This window comes from Pseudomonas sp. B424 (genome assembly GCF_055408345.1).
Genome location: NZ_JBUZTL010000046.1, coordinates 1 through 14,136 on the forward strand (window position 1 = coordinate 1; position 14,136 = coordinate 14,136).

A 14,136-nucleotide genomic window follows, 5' to 3' on the forward strand; every position below is an offset into this window, starting at 1 on the left:
GCTCGCGATGGCATCGGCGCGATTCAACTCAAATACCGCGCCGCTTGCATCGCGAGCAAGCCCGCTCCCACAGATGAGATGTGCGAGCCTCGCAGACCTTGCCGCCAAACAGACCGGCCTGCCGCCCCGGACGCCTTTGATCCGGCCAAGCCGTTTAGCGAGAAACACTTCGCCAGTGCTTGACCGGGAACAGAGTGTCTACACGATCAGCGTTCACGCCAGCGTATTTCGCGGCACCAGCGTGACCCAGTACCGCGTACGGGCATGCACCTGCACCGGCAAGGTAGCGGCCAGCAATGACAGAATGCGGTCGGTATTGCCCAGCTGGAAACTGCCCGTGACCCGCAGCGTTTCAAGCTCCGGCTCCCAGCGCAGCAGACCTGCACGATAGCGGCTCAGCTCACGTAAAAAGTCCCCCAGGGGCTGGTTCTGCGCCATCAGCACCCGCTGGCGCCAGCCGGGTTGCAACGGATCGAACGGGCTGACCACCCCTGCTCCCGACACGCCCAGGCTGACCTGCTGACCCTCGCGCAACAACAGCGCGGGCCCGTGCAATGGCTGCAACTGCACCGTGCCGCTGACCACCGAAACCTGACAATCCTCCGGGTTGAGGCGCACGCAGACTTCACTGCGGTTCAGCGTGATGCGCCCGTAACGCGCCTCAATGGTTATCGGTGCACTGCCCGCCACTTTCAGGGCCATTTCGCCACGCACCAGGGTCAACAATCGGGCTCGCATATCGACATTGACGGCGCTGGCGGTATTGAGTTGCAGCATGCTGCCGTCGGCCAGCGGCACACGCGAATGCTCGCCAGAGGCGGTTTGCAGGTCGGCGCGCCATACGTCCAGGGGCAACTGGCGGTTCAGCAGCCAGGCCGTCGGCACCACAGCCGCCACACACAGCGCCTGTTTCAGCAGTGCCCGGCGCCCCGGCTCGGGCCGGTCAAGGGCGGCCATCGCCAACGCCGAAGGCAGCGTGCTGAAGCGCTGGCGCAGCAACTGCGCCTTCTGCCAGGCCGACTCGTGGGCACCGGCGCTGTCACGCCACTGTTGCAGATGCACGCGATCCTGCTCTGTGGCCGTGCCGGACTCCATCAGTGCCAGCCAGTGGGCTGCGGCCCGGGCAACATGGCGCAGACCGGATGAAGGTTCGGTGTGTTTCAAGCGTCCACCAGCAAGCAGTGCTCGTAGGCCTGGGCCATATAACGTTTGACCGTACGCTCGGAAACTTTCAGGCGTTCGGCAATCTCCCGGTACCCCAGCCCTTCGAGCTGGCTCCAGAGAAACGCCCGCCGCACCACGGGCGCCAGGCCATCGAGCAACTCGTCGAGCGCCTGCAAGGTTTCGAGCAGCAGCCAGCGTTGCTCGGGGGACGGCACACTCTCCTCGGGCAGCCGTGCCAGCGCCTCCAGATAGGCCTGCTCCAGACTGCGCCGCGTGTAGAAGTTGCTCAGCAGGCGCTTGCCGACCGTCAGCAAATAGGCCCGTGGCTCACGCAAATCCGCCAGTGGCTGGGCGCTGGCAAGCACACGAACAAAGGTGTCCTGGCTCAGGTCCGCCGCATCCCAGGCATTGCCCATGCGCCGGCTCAACCAATTTTCCAGCCAGCTGCGGTGATCGCGATACAGCGCATGCAGGGTCTGCTCGTTCGGTGTCGCAGCTTCAATCATCTCAAGAGACCCTGTGCGTAAGGCGAGGTAAATGAGAGTGATTCTAATTTGTGTTATATCTTGAGACCAGCACTTTTTCCTGTTGCGCAACTAAACTGCTACAAATTATGTAGGCGGAGTACGCAGAACTTGTAGTCCCTTGCGCAGGCTGCGATAAGGTCGCCCATTCGTTCTATCAACAGCAATCAGGAAATTTCGCTATGTACGTGGTTTTCGCATGAAGTGGCTCAAGGGCATCATTCTGGGCACCATCTTGCTTGCAGTCGGCGCGGTAGCGCTTGGACTGTTTTACTTTCTGCCTCAGCACGATGTGGTGATGGTCACGGGGGTTGAAGTCAAACGGGTCGATCACAACGGCGTCATCAACGCTGAAAACCCGGCCGATGGCCCGACCCGGGATGTTTACTTCATCAACACGGAAGACCCGGACACCAAGGAAGTCATGGTTTATCGCAACGAGGATACCGGCTGGTCCTTCCCCTGGTATTTCAAGTTCGACTCGGCAGACATCCAGGCCAAGGCCCAGGGCTACTCGCGCGACGCCCAGCAACTGGCTCTTATCCGGTACTACGGATGGCGCCTCAAGATCTTCTCGGTGTTTCCGAACATCACCGCGATCGAGTCCACCAACAGCCGTTCTGAACCTTTCCCATGGTTCAACACGGTGTTCTTCAGCGTGGTGGGGCTGGTGCTGATATTCATTGCCGTATTTGTAAAACGGCGCATGAAGCGTCGCCCGCAAATGCCGGCAAATTGAGCGAACGGCCGGCGCACTACTGAGGCGCCAGGCCGTCGTACCAGAACGCGGCGATGAACGTTCCTTCTGGCCCCATCGGCAGCGCGGCAACTGCACCGACTGCATCGGGTGTGCCGCCACGTCCAATGGGGTGAAGGGACGTGGTACCGGAAGACTGATCGCCCTGGTTTTCCGGTTTTTACCTCTACTACCCGAGTCGCCGCCAGGCGTTGCCTGCGTTTGCATTGCTGGTGCAAGCATTGCATTACAAGGCCTGTACCGCTCCAAGAGCGGGCCTGTTTAAATCAGCGCAATCCGTTATCGTAGTTCGATCATTTAACCGGTTCTGCTCAACCAGACAGGCAACTGCATGGCCAACGCTCATGTCGATACACTCTGCAGCCCATGGTCGGTGTTCCTCATTTTCATGCGCCTTGGGCTGACCTCGTTCGGTGGCCCCATCGCACACCTGGGCTACTTTCGCGATGAGTTTGTCACGCGACGGCGCTGGCTGACCGAGCGCAGTTATGCCGATTTGGTGGCGCTGTGCCAATTCTTGCCAGGGCCGGCAAGCAGTCAGGTCGGCATCGCGCTGGGGATGTCACGTGCAGGGTACGGTGGCGCATTGGCGGCCTGGGCCGGTTTTACGCTACCGTCAGCCATTGTTCTGATCCTGTTTGCTCTGGGCATTGCGCATCACAGCGCGGCCCTTCCCCCTGGCGCTCTGCATGGCCTCAAAGTGGTCGCCGTGGCGGTGGTCGCTCAAGCGGTTTGGGGCATGGCGCGAAACCTGTGCATGGACGTGCCACGAGTCACCCTCATGGCAATTGCCGCCTGCGTCGCCCTGCTTGAGCCGTCCGCATGGGGGCAGGTCAGCGTGATTGTCGCTGCCGGTATTGCCGGCCTCCTGCTGTTCAAACCCGGGCAGAGTAGCGGTCACGAACCATTGCCCATCACCATCAGCCGCCGGGCCGGGGCGATCTGGCTGTCACTGTTTGTGGCATTGCTGGTTGGCCTGCCACTCTTGAACCAGTGGCTGCCCAATCAGACAGTGACAATGGTGGATGCCTTCTACCGGTCCGGCTCACTGGTGTTCGGTGGCGGGCACGTTGTTCTGCCACTGCTGCAAGCCGAAGTAGTGCCTGGCGGCTGGGTCAGCAATGAAACCTTTTTGGCCGGTTATGGTGCCGCGCAAGCCGTACCGGGCCCCCTGTTCACCTTCGCCGCATTCCTCGGCGCATCGATGAACCCTGCCCCTTCAGGATGGGTCGGGGGCATGATCTGCCTGCTGGCAATCTTTGCACCGTCCTTTTTGTTAATCCTGGGCGCCTTGCCGTTCTGGGAACAATTGCGCCGTAGCGTGCGCACTCAAGCCGCGCTGATCGGGGTCAACGCGGCGGTGGTCGGTCTGCTGCTGGCTGCGCTTTATCAACCGGTATGGACGAGTGCCATCCTCCAGCCGCAAGACTTCGGCCTGGCACTGCTCGCCCTGGTTGCGCTGATGTTCTGGAAGCTTCCACCGTGGCTGGTGGTCATCGCAAGCGGTGTTGCGGGATGGGTGCTGAGCCTCATCTTTACTGCGGCTTGATCCGCCGGGACATCAGGCACAAAGCAGTGCGGGAGCCATGCCGGGGACGCGCTAGGTGATCTGCACAATCACCGGCCCTTCCGTCACGACCGGCGGGTTTGCGTGAAGATGCGAGGCATTTTTCTGGATCCATTCGCGCGCTATTTTCAAGCTCGCATCGGTGCTGGCCTTGTCGGTGCAAACAGTCACCGCCGTACCGCCATCGCCAGTGTTCAGCAGTGTGTAGCTGATGAGGCCAGGCACTGCCCGCAGGGTCGCTTCGACATCGACTTTATGCTCTTCCAGACTATCGAAAAGCTGCTTTGCCCCGGCACCCAGGTAGGTCCTGATAACCGCATACATGATCGTCTCCTTTGGGCGTTACTGACTGACTCCAACCCGGGACGGCCACCACCCAAAATCCAATCCGTCCCGATGTATTAAGTTTAGCCAAACGCCAGTACCGGGCTGAATGCAACGACCACCGGCGCGTGCCTGCCTCCGGTCGCCAAGACCATGAGCTTTCAGAACTTTTCCCGGTTTATCGGTCTATGTGAACAAGCACATCCGCCCGGTACACGCGCACCTGCGTGTTTACCGCAACGAGATGGCGACCTGTCCAATAGTTAATCAGAGGTTCTCTCCCCAATGAAATTCCATGACCCACGGATGGTGCTTATCGGCCTGTTCGCATTCGCGGCAGTGGGCCCGGCATCAGCAACACAGATGAGGACCTCAACCCCTGTTTTCGCCACTGAAGTCGTCGCCGTTCAGGCTCCGGCTGCCGTCAGCCCTTGGCCGACACTGAGCAGCATGACCGGCGAGCAGCCAGCAACGCTGCTTGCCCGTGACGACCGATACTGGCATGACGGCCGCTGGCACTCCCGTAACGACGATTGGCGCCGTGACAACTGGCGCAGGGAACAGGCCCGCCGGGAGGCCGAACGCCGTCGTGACTGGGAGCGCCACCATGATCGTGCCAAGCGCCACCGCTACGAGGACAACCACCGCTACTATCGTCGCTAAACGGCCCCCGGCCCTGTCTGCAACGCATTGGCCAGGCGCACCATGGCCGCTTCGATTTCATGAGCGGTCAAGGACGAATAACCCAATAACCAGCCCTGTGCCTTCGCATCACCGGCATACAGCCGGCTGAGGCCGGATAGCTGCACCCCCGCGCTGGCGGCCTGGCGGATGGTTTTTTCCTCCGACCAGCCATCGGCAAGCAGACAAGGGATCTGCAACCCGCCCTGGGGGCGCAGGGCTGTGACAATACCGTCCAGGTGCCTGCCAATGGCGTCGAGCGTGATGGCTCGACGTGCACCATAGAGTTTACGCATGGCCCGGACATGGGCGTTGTAGTGGCCGTCCTCCATAAAGCGCGCCAGGGTCAGCTGCAGGATTTGTGGCGTGTGACCATCCATGATGCTGCGCGCGCAGGTGAACGCCTTGACCAATTCGGGGGGCAGAATCATGTAGCCCATTCGCAGCCCGGGGTAGAGCGTTTTGCTGAAGGTCCCCAGGTAGATCGTACGCTGGTACTTGTCCAGGCCCTGCACGCAGGCGGTCGGATGCCCGTCGTAATGAAACTCGCTGTCGTAGTCGTCTTCGATGATCCACTTGCCCTGCTCCGCGGCCCAGTTGACCAGTTCAAGCCGGCGCTCCAGCGGCAGCGTCGCCCCCGTAGGGTATTGATGAGACGGCGTGACATAGACGCAATTGGCGCCGCTGCGGTCTGCCCGAAGCAGGTCCGTGCGGATGCCCTGCGCATCGACGTCTATGCCCACCACCCTGGCTTCTGCCATTTCAAATGCCTTCCTGGCGCCGAAGTAGCCCGGGTTTTCCAGCAGGATCGGTTTACCGGCGTCCACCAGCAGTTGGGCACACAGGTACAGGGCCTGACGAGTACTGCTCAACACCAGGATCTGGTCCGGGGAGCACCTGGCCCCACGTTCGAGGTTCAGGTAGGTGGCGATGGCCTTGCGCAGCGGCTCGGCACCTTGCGGGTCGCCATGCAGCAGCACGCTGGCGCGATAATCCTTCATCACCTGGCGCTGCAGTCGCTCCCACACATCGATGGGGAACGAGCGGGTTTCCGGCAAGCCGGTGGCAAAGGCCCTGATCGCCTGCTGATCGTTCACCCCGCCGCTGTTCAAAATCATTCGCCCGCGCTGGCTCAACCCTGCTCCCGGCACCGCCACGCTTTTTTTGATGTCCCGGGTCTTGATGCGCCTGCGCGCCGCACCGTGTAATCGGGTGCCAAGGGTTTCGCAAACGTAGCTGCCCGACCCCTCGCGCCGCACGATAAAACCGTCACGGTGCAACTGGACATAGGCATTCTCCACAGTGTCACGGGCAACCCCCAAAGAGCTGGCCAGGGCCCGGGTGGCGGGCAGCTTCAGGCCTGGGTCAAGGGCGCCGTCGAGGATCAGTGCTCGCAATGCCCGCTGTATGCGCTGATGCAGATCCAGTAACTGGAATTCGGCATCGTTGAGTCGAATTTTCAGCGTTTCCAGCTCGAAGGTTTTTGCCATGTGAACTGCCTGACTTCAAAAAATGGGCCTGAAATGGCCGGGGCAGTCTAGCCGTGGACTCTGACCGCCGCTACGTCCCTTGTGATAAGTGGTCTGGTATATCACTTAAAAGCGTCGGGGCAAGGCATGCCATTTTGGCGCTATAAATGGCGCCTCGCCCAAGGTCAGGCACCCCGCTTTGCAAGGAGCAAAGAAAACATGTCGTCTTCCGCACCCACGTCCCCCGTTCGCATGCGCGATCTTGTCCACCCGATTGTTGCCGGTCTGATTTCAGTTATCGTCAACTATGGCGGCACGTTCATTCTGATCTTCCAGGCCGCCAAAGTGGCCGGGCTGAGCCCCGAGCTGACGGCTTCGTGGGTGTGGTCGGTGTCGATTGGCGTGGGCATTACCGGGCTGTACCTCAGCTGGCGGACCCGTGAACCGATCATTACTGCCTGGTCGACACCCGCGGCGGCCTTTCTGGTCGTCGCACTGGCAACCACGCCCTATGCCGAGGCGATAGGGGCGTACATCATTTCGGCCGCCGCTTTCGTGCTGCTGGGTTTGTCCGGCCAGTTCGAAAGACTCATCCGCCTGATTCCGTCGGGTGTAGCCGCAGGTTTACTGGCCGGTATCCTGCTGAAATTCGGTATCGGTGCGTTTGGGGGCATGAGCATTGACCCGGTGCTCGCGGGCGGGCTGATCGTCGCTTACGTAGTGCTCAAGCGCTTCACCGCGCGTTACGCCGTGGTGGGTATTCTGGTGCTGGGGCTGGCCTTCCTGCTGACTCAGGGGCGCGTGGACTTTTCGGCGCTGGAACTGCAATTCGCCGCTCCGGTATTTACCCGGCCCGAATTCTCGCTGGATGCGTTGCTCAGCGTGGCGTTGCCGCTGTTTCTGATCACTCTGACCGGCCAGTACATGCCGGGCATGCTGGTGTTGCGCAACGATGGCTTCAGGACCCGCGCCAACCCTGTCCTGGCCATTACCGGGCTGGGTTCGTTGCTCATGGCGCCCTTCGGATCTCACGCGTTCAACATCGCCGCGATCACGGCAGCCATTTGTACCGGCAAGGAAGCCTCTGAAGATCCTTCCAGACGCTGGATCGCCGGCGTTGCTGCAGGCGTGTTTTATATCCTCGTCGGGATTTTCGGGGTAACCCTTGCCGCCGTTTTTATGGTCTTCCCCGCAACCTTCATTACAACGCTGGCCGGCCTGGCCTTGCTGGGCACGATTGGCGGCAGTCTGGCCAGTGCCATGGCCGACGTTGAATCCCGTGAAGCCTCGCTGATCACTTTTCTTGCGTGCGCCGCCAACATTACGTTGTTCGGTATCGGTGGCGCGTTCTGGGGGTTGCTGATTGGTCTGTTGGCATACGCCGTACTCAACGGCCGTTTTCCGCGCCGTGAGCCGGTCGTCGCTACAGACCGGTCATGACCCGGGCCGGTCTGTCGAGAGCGCTTGGAAACACCACTTTTCAGCGGGGATGACACGACAGAAGGGGCCTGCGAGGGTCCCGTTGTGATGAGCCACAATGGCTTCGGCCTTTAGCGCCGGGGTGTCGGAGCACGTATGACCGTCGGCGATCAGCACTGCATCGAACCCGATATCCCGGGCGGCGCGGCAGGTGCTGTCGACGCAGTATTGGGTTTTCATTCCGGCGATGACCACCCCCTGAACGCCCAGTGCCTGTAGCTGATCGGCCAGGGCTGTCCCTGCGAAGGCATTGGGTCGGCTTTTTTCGAAAATCACTTCGTCGCCCCGCAACACCAGCTCCGGCACCAGCTGCGTCAACGGGCTTGCAGCTTCGATCGGCGAACCCGGAGGACCGATATGGCGGGCGAGAAAAATCGGGGCGCCCGCACTGCGGGCGTTATCCAGCAGCTTGTTCAACGTCGCCAGCAGCGCTTCGCCATCCCGTGGTTTATCCGGGCCGTGAAGCAAACCGACCTGCATATCCAGAATCAACAGTGCATACATGGTGCATTTCCTTGCGTGTTGGCCAGCGACACAAGGGCGAAAAAAAAGGCCCTTTCCATCACTGGCGGGCCTTTTGAAGTTCGTGTGTTACTGGCTCACGACACCTCTCACGACCCGCCTCTGGCGGTCGTGGTGGTCGTGGTCAAGGCAATACGTGGTTGATTCATGAAGCTGACAGTAGCGGCGCGGCGCCGGGTTGACAAGTGAACGCTGCGACGCGGTCGCAATCACGAGCCCTGTACGAGCACTTGATAGCGACTCTGTACAAACCCGTTATCAGACACTGAGGCGTCAATCAGGCATAAATCCTGCTCAACACCCAACTGACTGAACAGTGGAATCCCTTTGCCCAACAACACTGGAATACGCGTGATCGTGATCTCGTTGATCAATCCCGCAGCGAGGAAAGCCTGGATCGTCTGACCGCCATCTATATAGAGATGCTTCAGGCCTTGAGCCGCCAGCTGCGCCACGACAAGTGCCGGATCGCCGGCCAGCACATCGACCTTGCCACGCAGTTTTGTCGGTAGCGGTACCTCCCCGTGCGAGAGCACTACAACCCGCTTGTCCTCGTAGGGCCACTCAGGAAAGGACAGCACCTTGTCCAGCGTCTTGCGCCCCATGACCAGTGCATCGACCGTCGACATGAACTCATCATAACTGAGCCCCTTCAATGCAGAGCACTCGTACTCGGGCCGATGCAGCCACTCAATATCGCCATCCATCCTGGCAATGAAGCCGTCAACACTTGCTGCGATAAAGACCGAACATTTTGTATCCATGGTCAAAAAGACTCCTGTTTTTGGGCGGTGTTTACAGCATGTGCTCAAGCCAGATAATTACAACACCGCCTCGCCATTGGCTGATAGACCAGCCCGGCGGACTCGCCCACGTCCCCTGCCAGGGCGCAACCGTCAGCATGAACGCATCGAGGCACAGGGCGCTGGCGCGTGGCAAGTCGTCGCGGGGCAGTTTGCGTATCTGCACAGTCGTCGTCCTTGTCTGGAATAAGGGTGGATGCAGTCTACGCAATCAATTATGAAGCAGGAGAGAAAGGCGCCTTGCCGGCGCCTTTTTTAGTGTTAATCGATCTTGATCACAATCTTGCCGAACGCACCTTTTGCCAGGTGCTCGTAGGCTTCACGGGCTTTCTCGAACGGATATACCTGATCGATAACAGGCCGGATTTTGTGTTCCTCAAGGAATGCATTCATGCGGTCAAACGACGAGCGCGGCGCGACCGCAATACCGCGAATGGTTGTCTGACGGAAAATCAGCGGCATCAAATTGAGTTCAACAGTCTGCCCGGCCAAAAAGCCAATCTGCGCAATACGCCCTGAGGCCTTGGTCGCCGCAACCGATTGATTGATGCCGCTGCCACCGGCCACGTCGAGCAGCAAATCCACACCTTTGCCGCCGGTGAGTTTCAGCACTTCGTCCGCCCAGTTCGGCGTGGTCCTGTAATTGATGCCGGCCACCGCACCCAGACGCTTCACGGCTTGCAGGTTTTCATCGCTACTCGACGTCGCGATCACCCTGGCGCCAAGGGCCGTGGCAATCTGCACGGCGAAAATGGAGACCCCGCCAGTGCCTTGAACCAACACGGTCTGACCCGGTTGAATATTTCCATAATCGACCAAGGCGTACCACGCCGTGAGCGCGGCGATTGGCAGTGTGGCCGCTTCCTCGTCGCTCATGTTGGCAGGTGCGGCCACGGCGCTGTCTTCGTGGATGATCATGTACTCGGCCAGACCGCCAGGCAATGGCGAACCGAAACAGTAATCCGGTTCGTTCGGCCCCGGCTCGCCATCCAGCCAACGGGAGTACAGGTGCGAATTGACCCGGTCGCCGACCTTGAAACGCGTGACGCCATCACCGACCGCGACCACAGTGCCGGCAGCATCGCTCACCGGGATCAGAGGTTTGGGCACCATGTGGGGTTCATAGATGCCATCAACGATTGCCTTGTCGCGAAAGTTCAACGACACAGCGCCGACCTTGACCAATAACTCGCCGGCTTTCGGTTGTGGGGTCACAGCCTCACCCGGTTGCAGGTTGTCGAGTCCGAAATCTTTCAGTAACCAAGCCTTCATGGTGATTCTCCAAATGCACGTAAATGGTTGCAAACCGAAAGCGGTTCGCCTTGGGCCATCTTTCGCTTTTGGCGGCGCGTAATAAATACGCAAAAAAAGACATGATTGTTCTATTCTGAGGCAACAAACACTGCGCCGCCGTCAATCATCCGGGGCTCACAGGGAAACGTCATGGAATTGCTGCAATCGATGCGAGTGTTCGCCAGATTGGCTGACCTCGGTAGTTTCACCAAAGCTGCCGAGTCGCTGGACATCGGGCGGCCCCAGGTCACCCGCTGTATTCAGGAGCTGGAGAAGTCACTGGGTGTGCGGCTGTTCCAGCGCACAACCAGAAAGGTGGCGCTCACCGCCGAAGGCGAACTGTTCTATCAACGGGTACAGGAAATTCTTGCGGGTATCTGCGCTGCGACCACGATGTTTGATCGTACCGGTGCCACGCTCGTGGGCCGGCTTCGGGTCGATATCCCGACCGCGTTCGCACAAATGGAATTCATCAAGTGCCTCAAAGAATTCACCGACACCTTCCCGGGCATCAACATGGTGCTAGGTGTTACAGATCGAGCCGTTGACCTTGTTGGCGAAGGGATCGACTGTGCATTACGCATAGGTGATCTGCCGGATTCAACCCTGATCGCTCGCCCCATCGCGATGGCAACCATGGTCACGTGCGCAGCGCCCGAGTATCTGGACGCCCATGGCACGCCCGAGACGCTTGACGATCTGGTTGCCCATCGAGGCGTCAACTTCCTGTCTGGCCAGAGCAACAGGACATTGCCTTGGCATTTCTCGGTCCTGGGGCAGGATCGAACATTTGTCAGCAGCACCGCCATCACTGTCACCGAGTCAAATGCGTACGTTCAGTGCGGCGTCTCGGGCTTCGGCATTATTCAGGCCCCCGGCATCACCGTGGCCAAGCATCTTGATAGCGGCGCTTTGGTGGAGATTCTGGAGTTCTGTCGACCGGCCCCTCGACCTGTATCGCTGTTGTACCCGAGCAGGACTCACCTTGCGCCGCAGGTGCAGGTTTTTATCGAATGGCTGCAGGAGCGTTTTCCACAGCTACATGCCGCGTTGCTGGATCGTTAGGATGAGCAACCTGCCTCATTTATGTCGGTTAACCTCGTAATGCAGGCACGCCACCCCCGACGCGAAAATTTTACTTTTCATCAGTGTGAGTGCGGTCCTGTCCTTGATGTTTTTGAACAAGGGAACACCCTGCCCCAGCAGAATCGGATTGATGAATAGCCAATACTCGTCGATAAGGTTTTCCGCCATCAGCGAATGAGTGGCCCCGGGGCTGCCAAACACTAAAATATCGCTGCCTGCGCTGTGCTTGAGCTTGCTGATTTCATCGCTTAAATGGCTACTGATGATCTTGGTATCAGGATGGTTTTTTTCCAGCAGGGTTTTCGACAACACAATTTTCCGGGCGGTTTTATACCAGCGCGAATGCGCATGGTCATGGGCACTGGCATTGGGCTGTTCGGCAGCGGTTGGCCAGTAGGACTCCATCATCTGGTAAGTGACGCGCCCGTATAGCGCGGTGTCGGTCTGCTCAATATGCTGTTCCACATATCCAAACAAATCGTCACTCAGACTTATCCAGCCCAGGCTCGCCATGCCCTCATCGGTGGAAGCAACAAAACCATCCAGTGAAACATGCACGAACGAAACGATTTTTCGCATGACGTTCTCCTCGATTTTATTTTGGTTACCGGGTTCAGTCTGACCACAGTACGGCGAGCCCGCTGTAGCGCTTACTTGTTCAGGTAGGCACTCAGGCGCTCTACAGCAAACGCCTCGAAACCTTCAAGCGCATCGCTGGCAATCGCTTGTTCCTTGCCGTTGTATTCAACAACGGGCACGTAGAAACAGGCATGTTGACCGATCTGGTCGAAAGGAATGTTTTTCTGGTTCACAAAGGGAAAGCCACACCCCATTTCCAGGAGCTGCAAGCGAACCACCTTGAGTTTCTGCCCAACGACCGATGCGTCGCACATCTCCCAATCGATGTTGCGTTTTTCCAGCACGGCAGCCACAGGCTTGTTGCCCATGCGGATGAAGCTTTCAGCCTCCATAGCGAAGTTAATCGGGTTGCCTGGGTCAGAGCAGACACTTGCCACTCGCGTGACAACGAACTCACCGTGGCCTTCAAGTTGAGCCGGAAACTTGCTTTTCTGGCTTTCAAATCCGGGGTAAGTCGATGGAAACGGTTCGGTAGGCATTAGCTGTTTGACCGTCATTCCCTGGGGCATTTCAGGTGTGGAAGCCATGACTGCAGGTGCCAGAGCCGCAGCCAGAATGGTGATGATCGTGTGGCGCTTCACGGCCTTGTTCAAAATAAATTCCACCCTGGAAAGTCAGAAGTTACATCCTGGTGTGTAATCTGAGTCGTCCTCGTCTTGAAGGCAACCCCCACCCAATCTTCTCTCCGGTGATTTACGTATCCAGTGAGTGGATCTGGTGCAGCGCAACCGTGGATTGGCTTAATCGTTCAGCGAGGGTTTAACTCTGTCGTTGCGGGCAGCCCATCGACTGCTGAGGTCGCGCGCACGCTGGCGGACCTTGAACAAGTCGACGGGATCAGACGTGGCTACTCTAGCCGGTGTCAGCCCTTGGTCAGATCAACCAACGGCGTCTGCCGCACCTCAGTTTCCCGCCCACCCTGAATGTCACTCACCTGCTTCAAGGCCTTATCCACCGCCGACTTATCCGCCAACAAGCTGTAACTGATGCGGAACTGCCTGTGTTCCTTCGGCCCAATTGTCGGTACCAGGTTCAGTGGCCGCTGATACCGGCGGTTATAGGAGGGTGTAGTGGTCAACTAATCCCGGACACTGCGTTAAGTTTTTTCTCGGCCTGAGCCGGTGGCAGCCCACCATTAAATTGGTGCGGTCGAATCCAGTTGTACCGGTGCATCAAAAAATGGCTGATATCCCGCTGAGCTTGTTGGACCGTCGCGTAGCCCATGGTCGGTATCCACTCGGTTTTCAGGCTCCTGAACACCCGCTCCATCGGCGCATTATCCCAACAATTTCCTCGCCGGCTCATGCTCTGACGCATGCGATATCGCCAAAGGCGCTGGCGAAAACTCCGGCTTCCATATTGCGAGCCCTGGTCGGAGTGGAACAGCAAACCCTGAGGCTTCCCTCGCTGCTCGTAAGCCATGTCCAAGGCCTTGATGACCAAGTCGGCATCCGGCTTTCCCGACAACGCCCAGCCCACAACACGGCGGGCAAAAAGATCTAGCACAACCGCCAGATACTGCCATTTCCCTTGAGCCCAGATGTAAGTGATATCGCCACACCAGACGTGGTCAGGAGCGGGCACATCAAACTCTCGGTTCAAAATATTAGGGATGTCGGGCCGCTCGACCGTTGCCTTTTTGTAAGCATGCGATCCCGGTTGTTTGCTGACCAACTCCAGCTCGCGCATCAGGCTGCGTACCTTGAATCGCCCGATCTGCTCGCCGTCGTCCTGCATCATGGCCATGATGCTACGGCTACCGGGAGCACTGCGGCCTTGGGTGAACAACTCGCTCACCCGACTGCGCAATCGAAGGCGTTCTACATCC

Annotated in this window: 17 protein-coding genes and 2 pseudogenes; 6 read left to right on the forward strand and 13 right to left on the reverse strand. The window is 59.0% G+C overall.

The features are described 5' to 3' along the window. On the forward strand, positions 1-183 hold a 183-nt coding region (locus ACZRMS_RS25660; RefSeq protein WP_463997578.1), incomplete at its 5' end, for a hypothetical protein. Between the two features lie 30 nt (positions 184-213). On the opposite strand, the gene ACZRMS_RS25665 is transcribed toward ACZRMS_RS25660, so the two are convergent. After that, positions 214-1,164 (reverse strand): FecR domain-containing protein, encoded by a 951-nt coding sequence (locus ACZRMS_RS25665; RefSeq protein ID WP_463997579.1) that lies wholly within the window; start codon positions 1,162-1,164, stop codon positions 214-216. Continuing rightward, positions 1,161-1,670: a sigma-70 family RNA polymerase sigma factor gene (locus ACZRMS_RS25670; RefSeq protein ID WP_463997580.1), complete on the reverse strand. Its 510-nt coding sequence runs from the start codon at positions 1,668-1,670 to the stop codon at positions 1,161-1,163. Before ACZRMS_RS25670 ends, ACZRMS_RS25665 begins: the two co-directional genes overlap by 4 nt. A 217-nt stretch (positions 1,671-1,887) precedes the next feature. On the opposite strand from ACZRMS_RS25670, the gene ACZRMS_RS25675 reads away from it, so the two are divergent. Then, the gene (locus ACZRMS_RS25675) at positions 1,888-2,427 is read left to right on the forward strand and encodes a DUF1523 family protein (protein WP_463997581.1); all 540 of its coding nucleotides are present in this window, start codon (positions 1,888-1,890) and stop codon (positions 2,425-2,427) included. A 16-nt stretch (positions 2,428-2,443) separates the two neighbouring features. Here ACZRMS_RS25675 and ACZRMS_RS25680 read toward each other — a convergent pair. Further along, a pseudogene (locus ACZRMS_RS25680) lies at positions 2,444-2,551 on the reverse strand (SDR family oxidoreductase); the annotation flags it as partial. A gap of 225 nt (positions 2,552-2,776) precedes the next feature. Between ACZRMS_RS25680 and chrA the strand changes: the two are divergent. Continuing rightward, positions 2,777-3,994, forward strand: coding sequence for a chromate efflux transporter (gene chrA, locus ACZRMS_RS25685; RefSeq protein WP_463997582.1), 1,218 nt, complete (start codon positions 2,777-2,779; stop codon positions 3,992-3,994). Between the two features lie 51 nt (positions 3,995-4,045). Here chrA and ACZRMS_RS25690 read toward each other — a convergent pair whose 3' ends face one another. Beyond that, positions 4,046-4,336: a hypothetical protein gene (locus ACZRMS_RS25690; RefSeq protein ID WP_463997583.1), complete on the reverse strand. Its 291-nt coding sequence runs from the start codon at positions 4,334-4,336 to the stop codon at positions 4,046-4,048. Between the two features lie 285 nt (positions 4,337-4,621). Here ACZRMS_RS25690 and ACZRMS_RS25695 point away from each other — a divergent pair, with 285 nt between their 5' ends. After that, complete coding sequence (locus tag ACZRMS_RS25695) at positions 4,622-4,999, forward strand: hypothetical protein (protein WP_463997584.1); 378 nt, start codon at positions 4,622-4,624, stop codon at positions 4,997-4,999. Here ACZRMS_RS25695 and pdxR read toward each other — a convergent pair. After that, positions 4,996-6,507 (reverse strand): MocR-like pyridoxine biosynthesis transcription factor PdxR, encoded by a 1,512-nt coding sequence (gene pdxR / locus ACZRMS_RS25700; protein ID WP_463997585.1) that lies wholly within the window; start codon positions 6,505-6,507, stop codon positions 4,996-4,998. The two genes, ACZRMS_RS25695 and pdxR, sit on opposite strands and share 4 nt — an antisense overlap. A 198-nt stretch (positions 6,508-6,705) precedes the next feature. Between pdxR and ACZRMS_RS25705 the strand changes: the two genes are divergently transcribed. Further along, positions 6,706-7,926, forward strand: a complete 1,221-nt coding sequence (locus tag ACZRMS_RS25705) for a benzoate/H(+) symporter BenE family transporter (protein ID WP_463997586.1) — start codon at positions 6,706-6,708, stop codon at positions 7,924-7,926. Here ACZRMS_RS25705 and ACZRMS_RS25710 read toward each other — a convergent pair. The 4 genes from ACZRMS_RS25710 to ACZRMS_RS25725 all read right to left on the reverse strand — a co-directional run bounded on the left by ACZRMS_RS25710 (position 7,921) and on the right by ACZRMS_RS25725 (position 10,562). Continuing rightward, positions 7,921-8,469 (reverse strand): cysteine hydrolase family protein, encoded by a 549-nt coding sequence (locus tag ACZRMS_RS25710; RefSeq protein ID WP_463997587.1) that lies wholly within the window; start codon positions 8,467-8,469, stop codon positions 7,921-7,923. The genes ACZRMS_RS25705 and ACZRMS_RS25710 overlap by 6 nt on opposite strands. Positions 8,470-8,696: 227 nt before the next feature. Further along, positions 8,697-9,251, reverse strand: coding sequence for a dihydrofolate reductase family protein (locus ACZRMS_RS25715; RefSeq protein WP_463997594.1), 555 nt, complete (start codon positions 9,249-9,251; stop codon positions 8,697-8,699). Between the two features lie 31 nt (positions 9,252-9,282). Further along, on the reverse strand, positions 9,283-9,456 hold the full coding sequence (locus tag ACZRMS_RS25720) for a hypothetical protein (RefSeq protein ID WP_463997588.1): 174 nt from the start codon (positions 9,454-9,456) through the stop codon (positions 9,283-9,285). A 95-nt stretch (positions 9,457-9,551) separates the two neighbouring features. Next, a complete protein-coding gene (locus ACZRMS_RS25725; protein WP_463997589.1) occupies positions 9,552-10,562 on the reverse strand; it encodes a zinc-dependent alcohol dehydrogenase family protein in 1,011 nt (336 codons plus the stop codon). Positions 10,563-10,733: 171 nt separating this feature from the next. Between ACZRMS_RS25725 and ACZRMS_RS25730 the strand changes: the two genes are divergently transcribed. Continuing rightward, a complete protein-coding gene (locus ACZRMS_RS25730) occupies positions 10,734-11,648 on the forward strand; it encodes a LysR family transcriptional regulator (protein WP_463997590.1) in 915 nt (304 codons plus the stop codon). A 15-nt stretch (positions 11,649-11,663) separates the two neighbouring features. Here the strand turns inward: ACZRMS_RS25730 and ACZRMS_RS25735 are convergent, their stop codons facing one another. The 4 genes and pseudogenes from ACZRMS_RS25735 to ACZRMS_RS25750 all read right to left on the reverse strand — a co-directional run. Next, positions 11,664-12,248, reverse strand: coding sequence for a dihydrofolate reductase family protein (locus ACZRMS_RS25735; protein ID WP_463997591.1), 585 nt, complete (start codon positions 12,246-12,248; stop codon positions 11,664-11,666). Between the two features lie 71 nt (positions 12,249-12,319). Next, positions 12,320-12,901: a hypothetical protein gene (locus tag ACZRMS_RS25740; protein WP_463997592.1), complete on the reverse strand. Its 582-nt coding sequence runs from the start codon at positions 12,899-12,901 to the stop codon at positions 12,320-12,322. A gap of 269 nt (positions 12,902-13,170) precedes the next feature. After that, positions 13,171-13,380: pseudogene (locus tag ACZRMS_RS25745) on the reverse strand (DUF4432 domain-containing protein); the annotation flags it as partial. 2 nt (positions 13,381-13,382) lie between these two features. After that, positions 13,383-14,136: IS3 family transposase (locus ACZRMS_RS25750; protein WP_463997593.1), on the reverse strand; the 754-nt coding region annotated here is incomplete at its 5' end.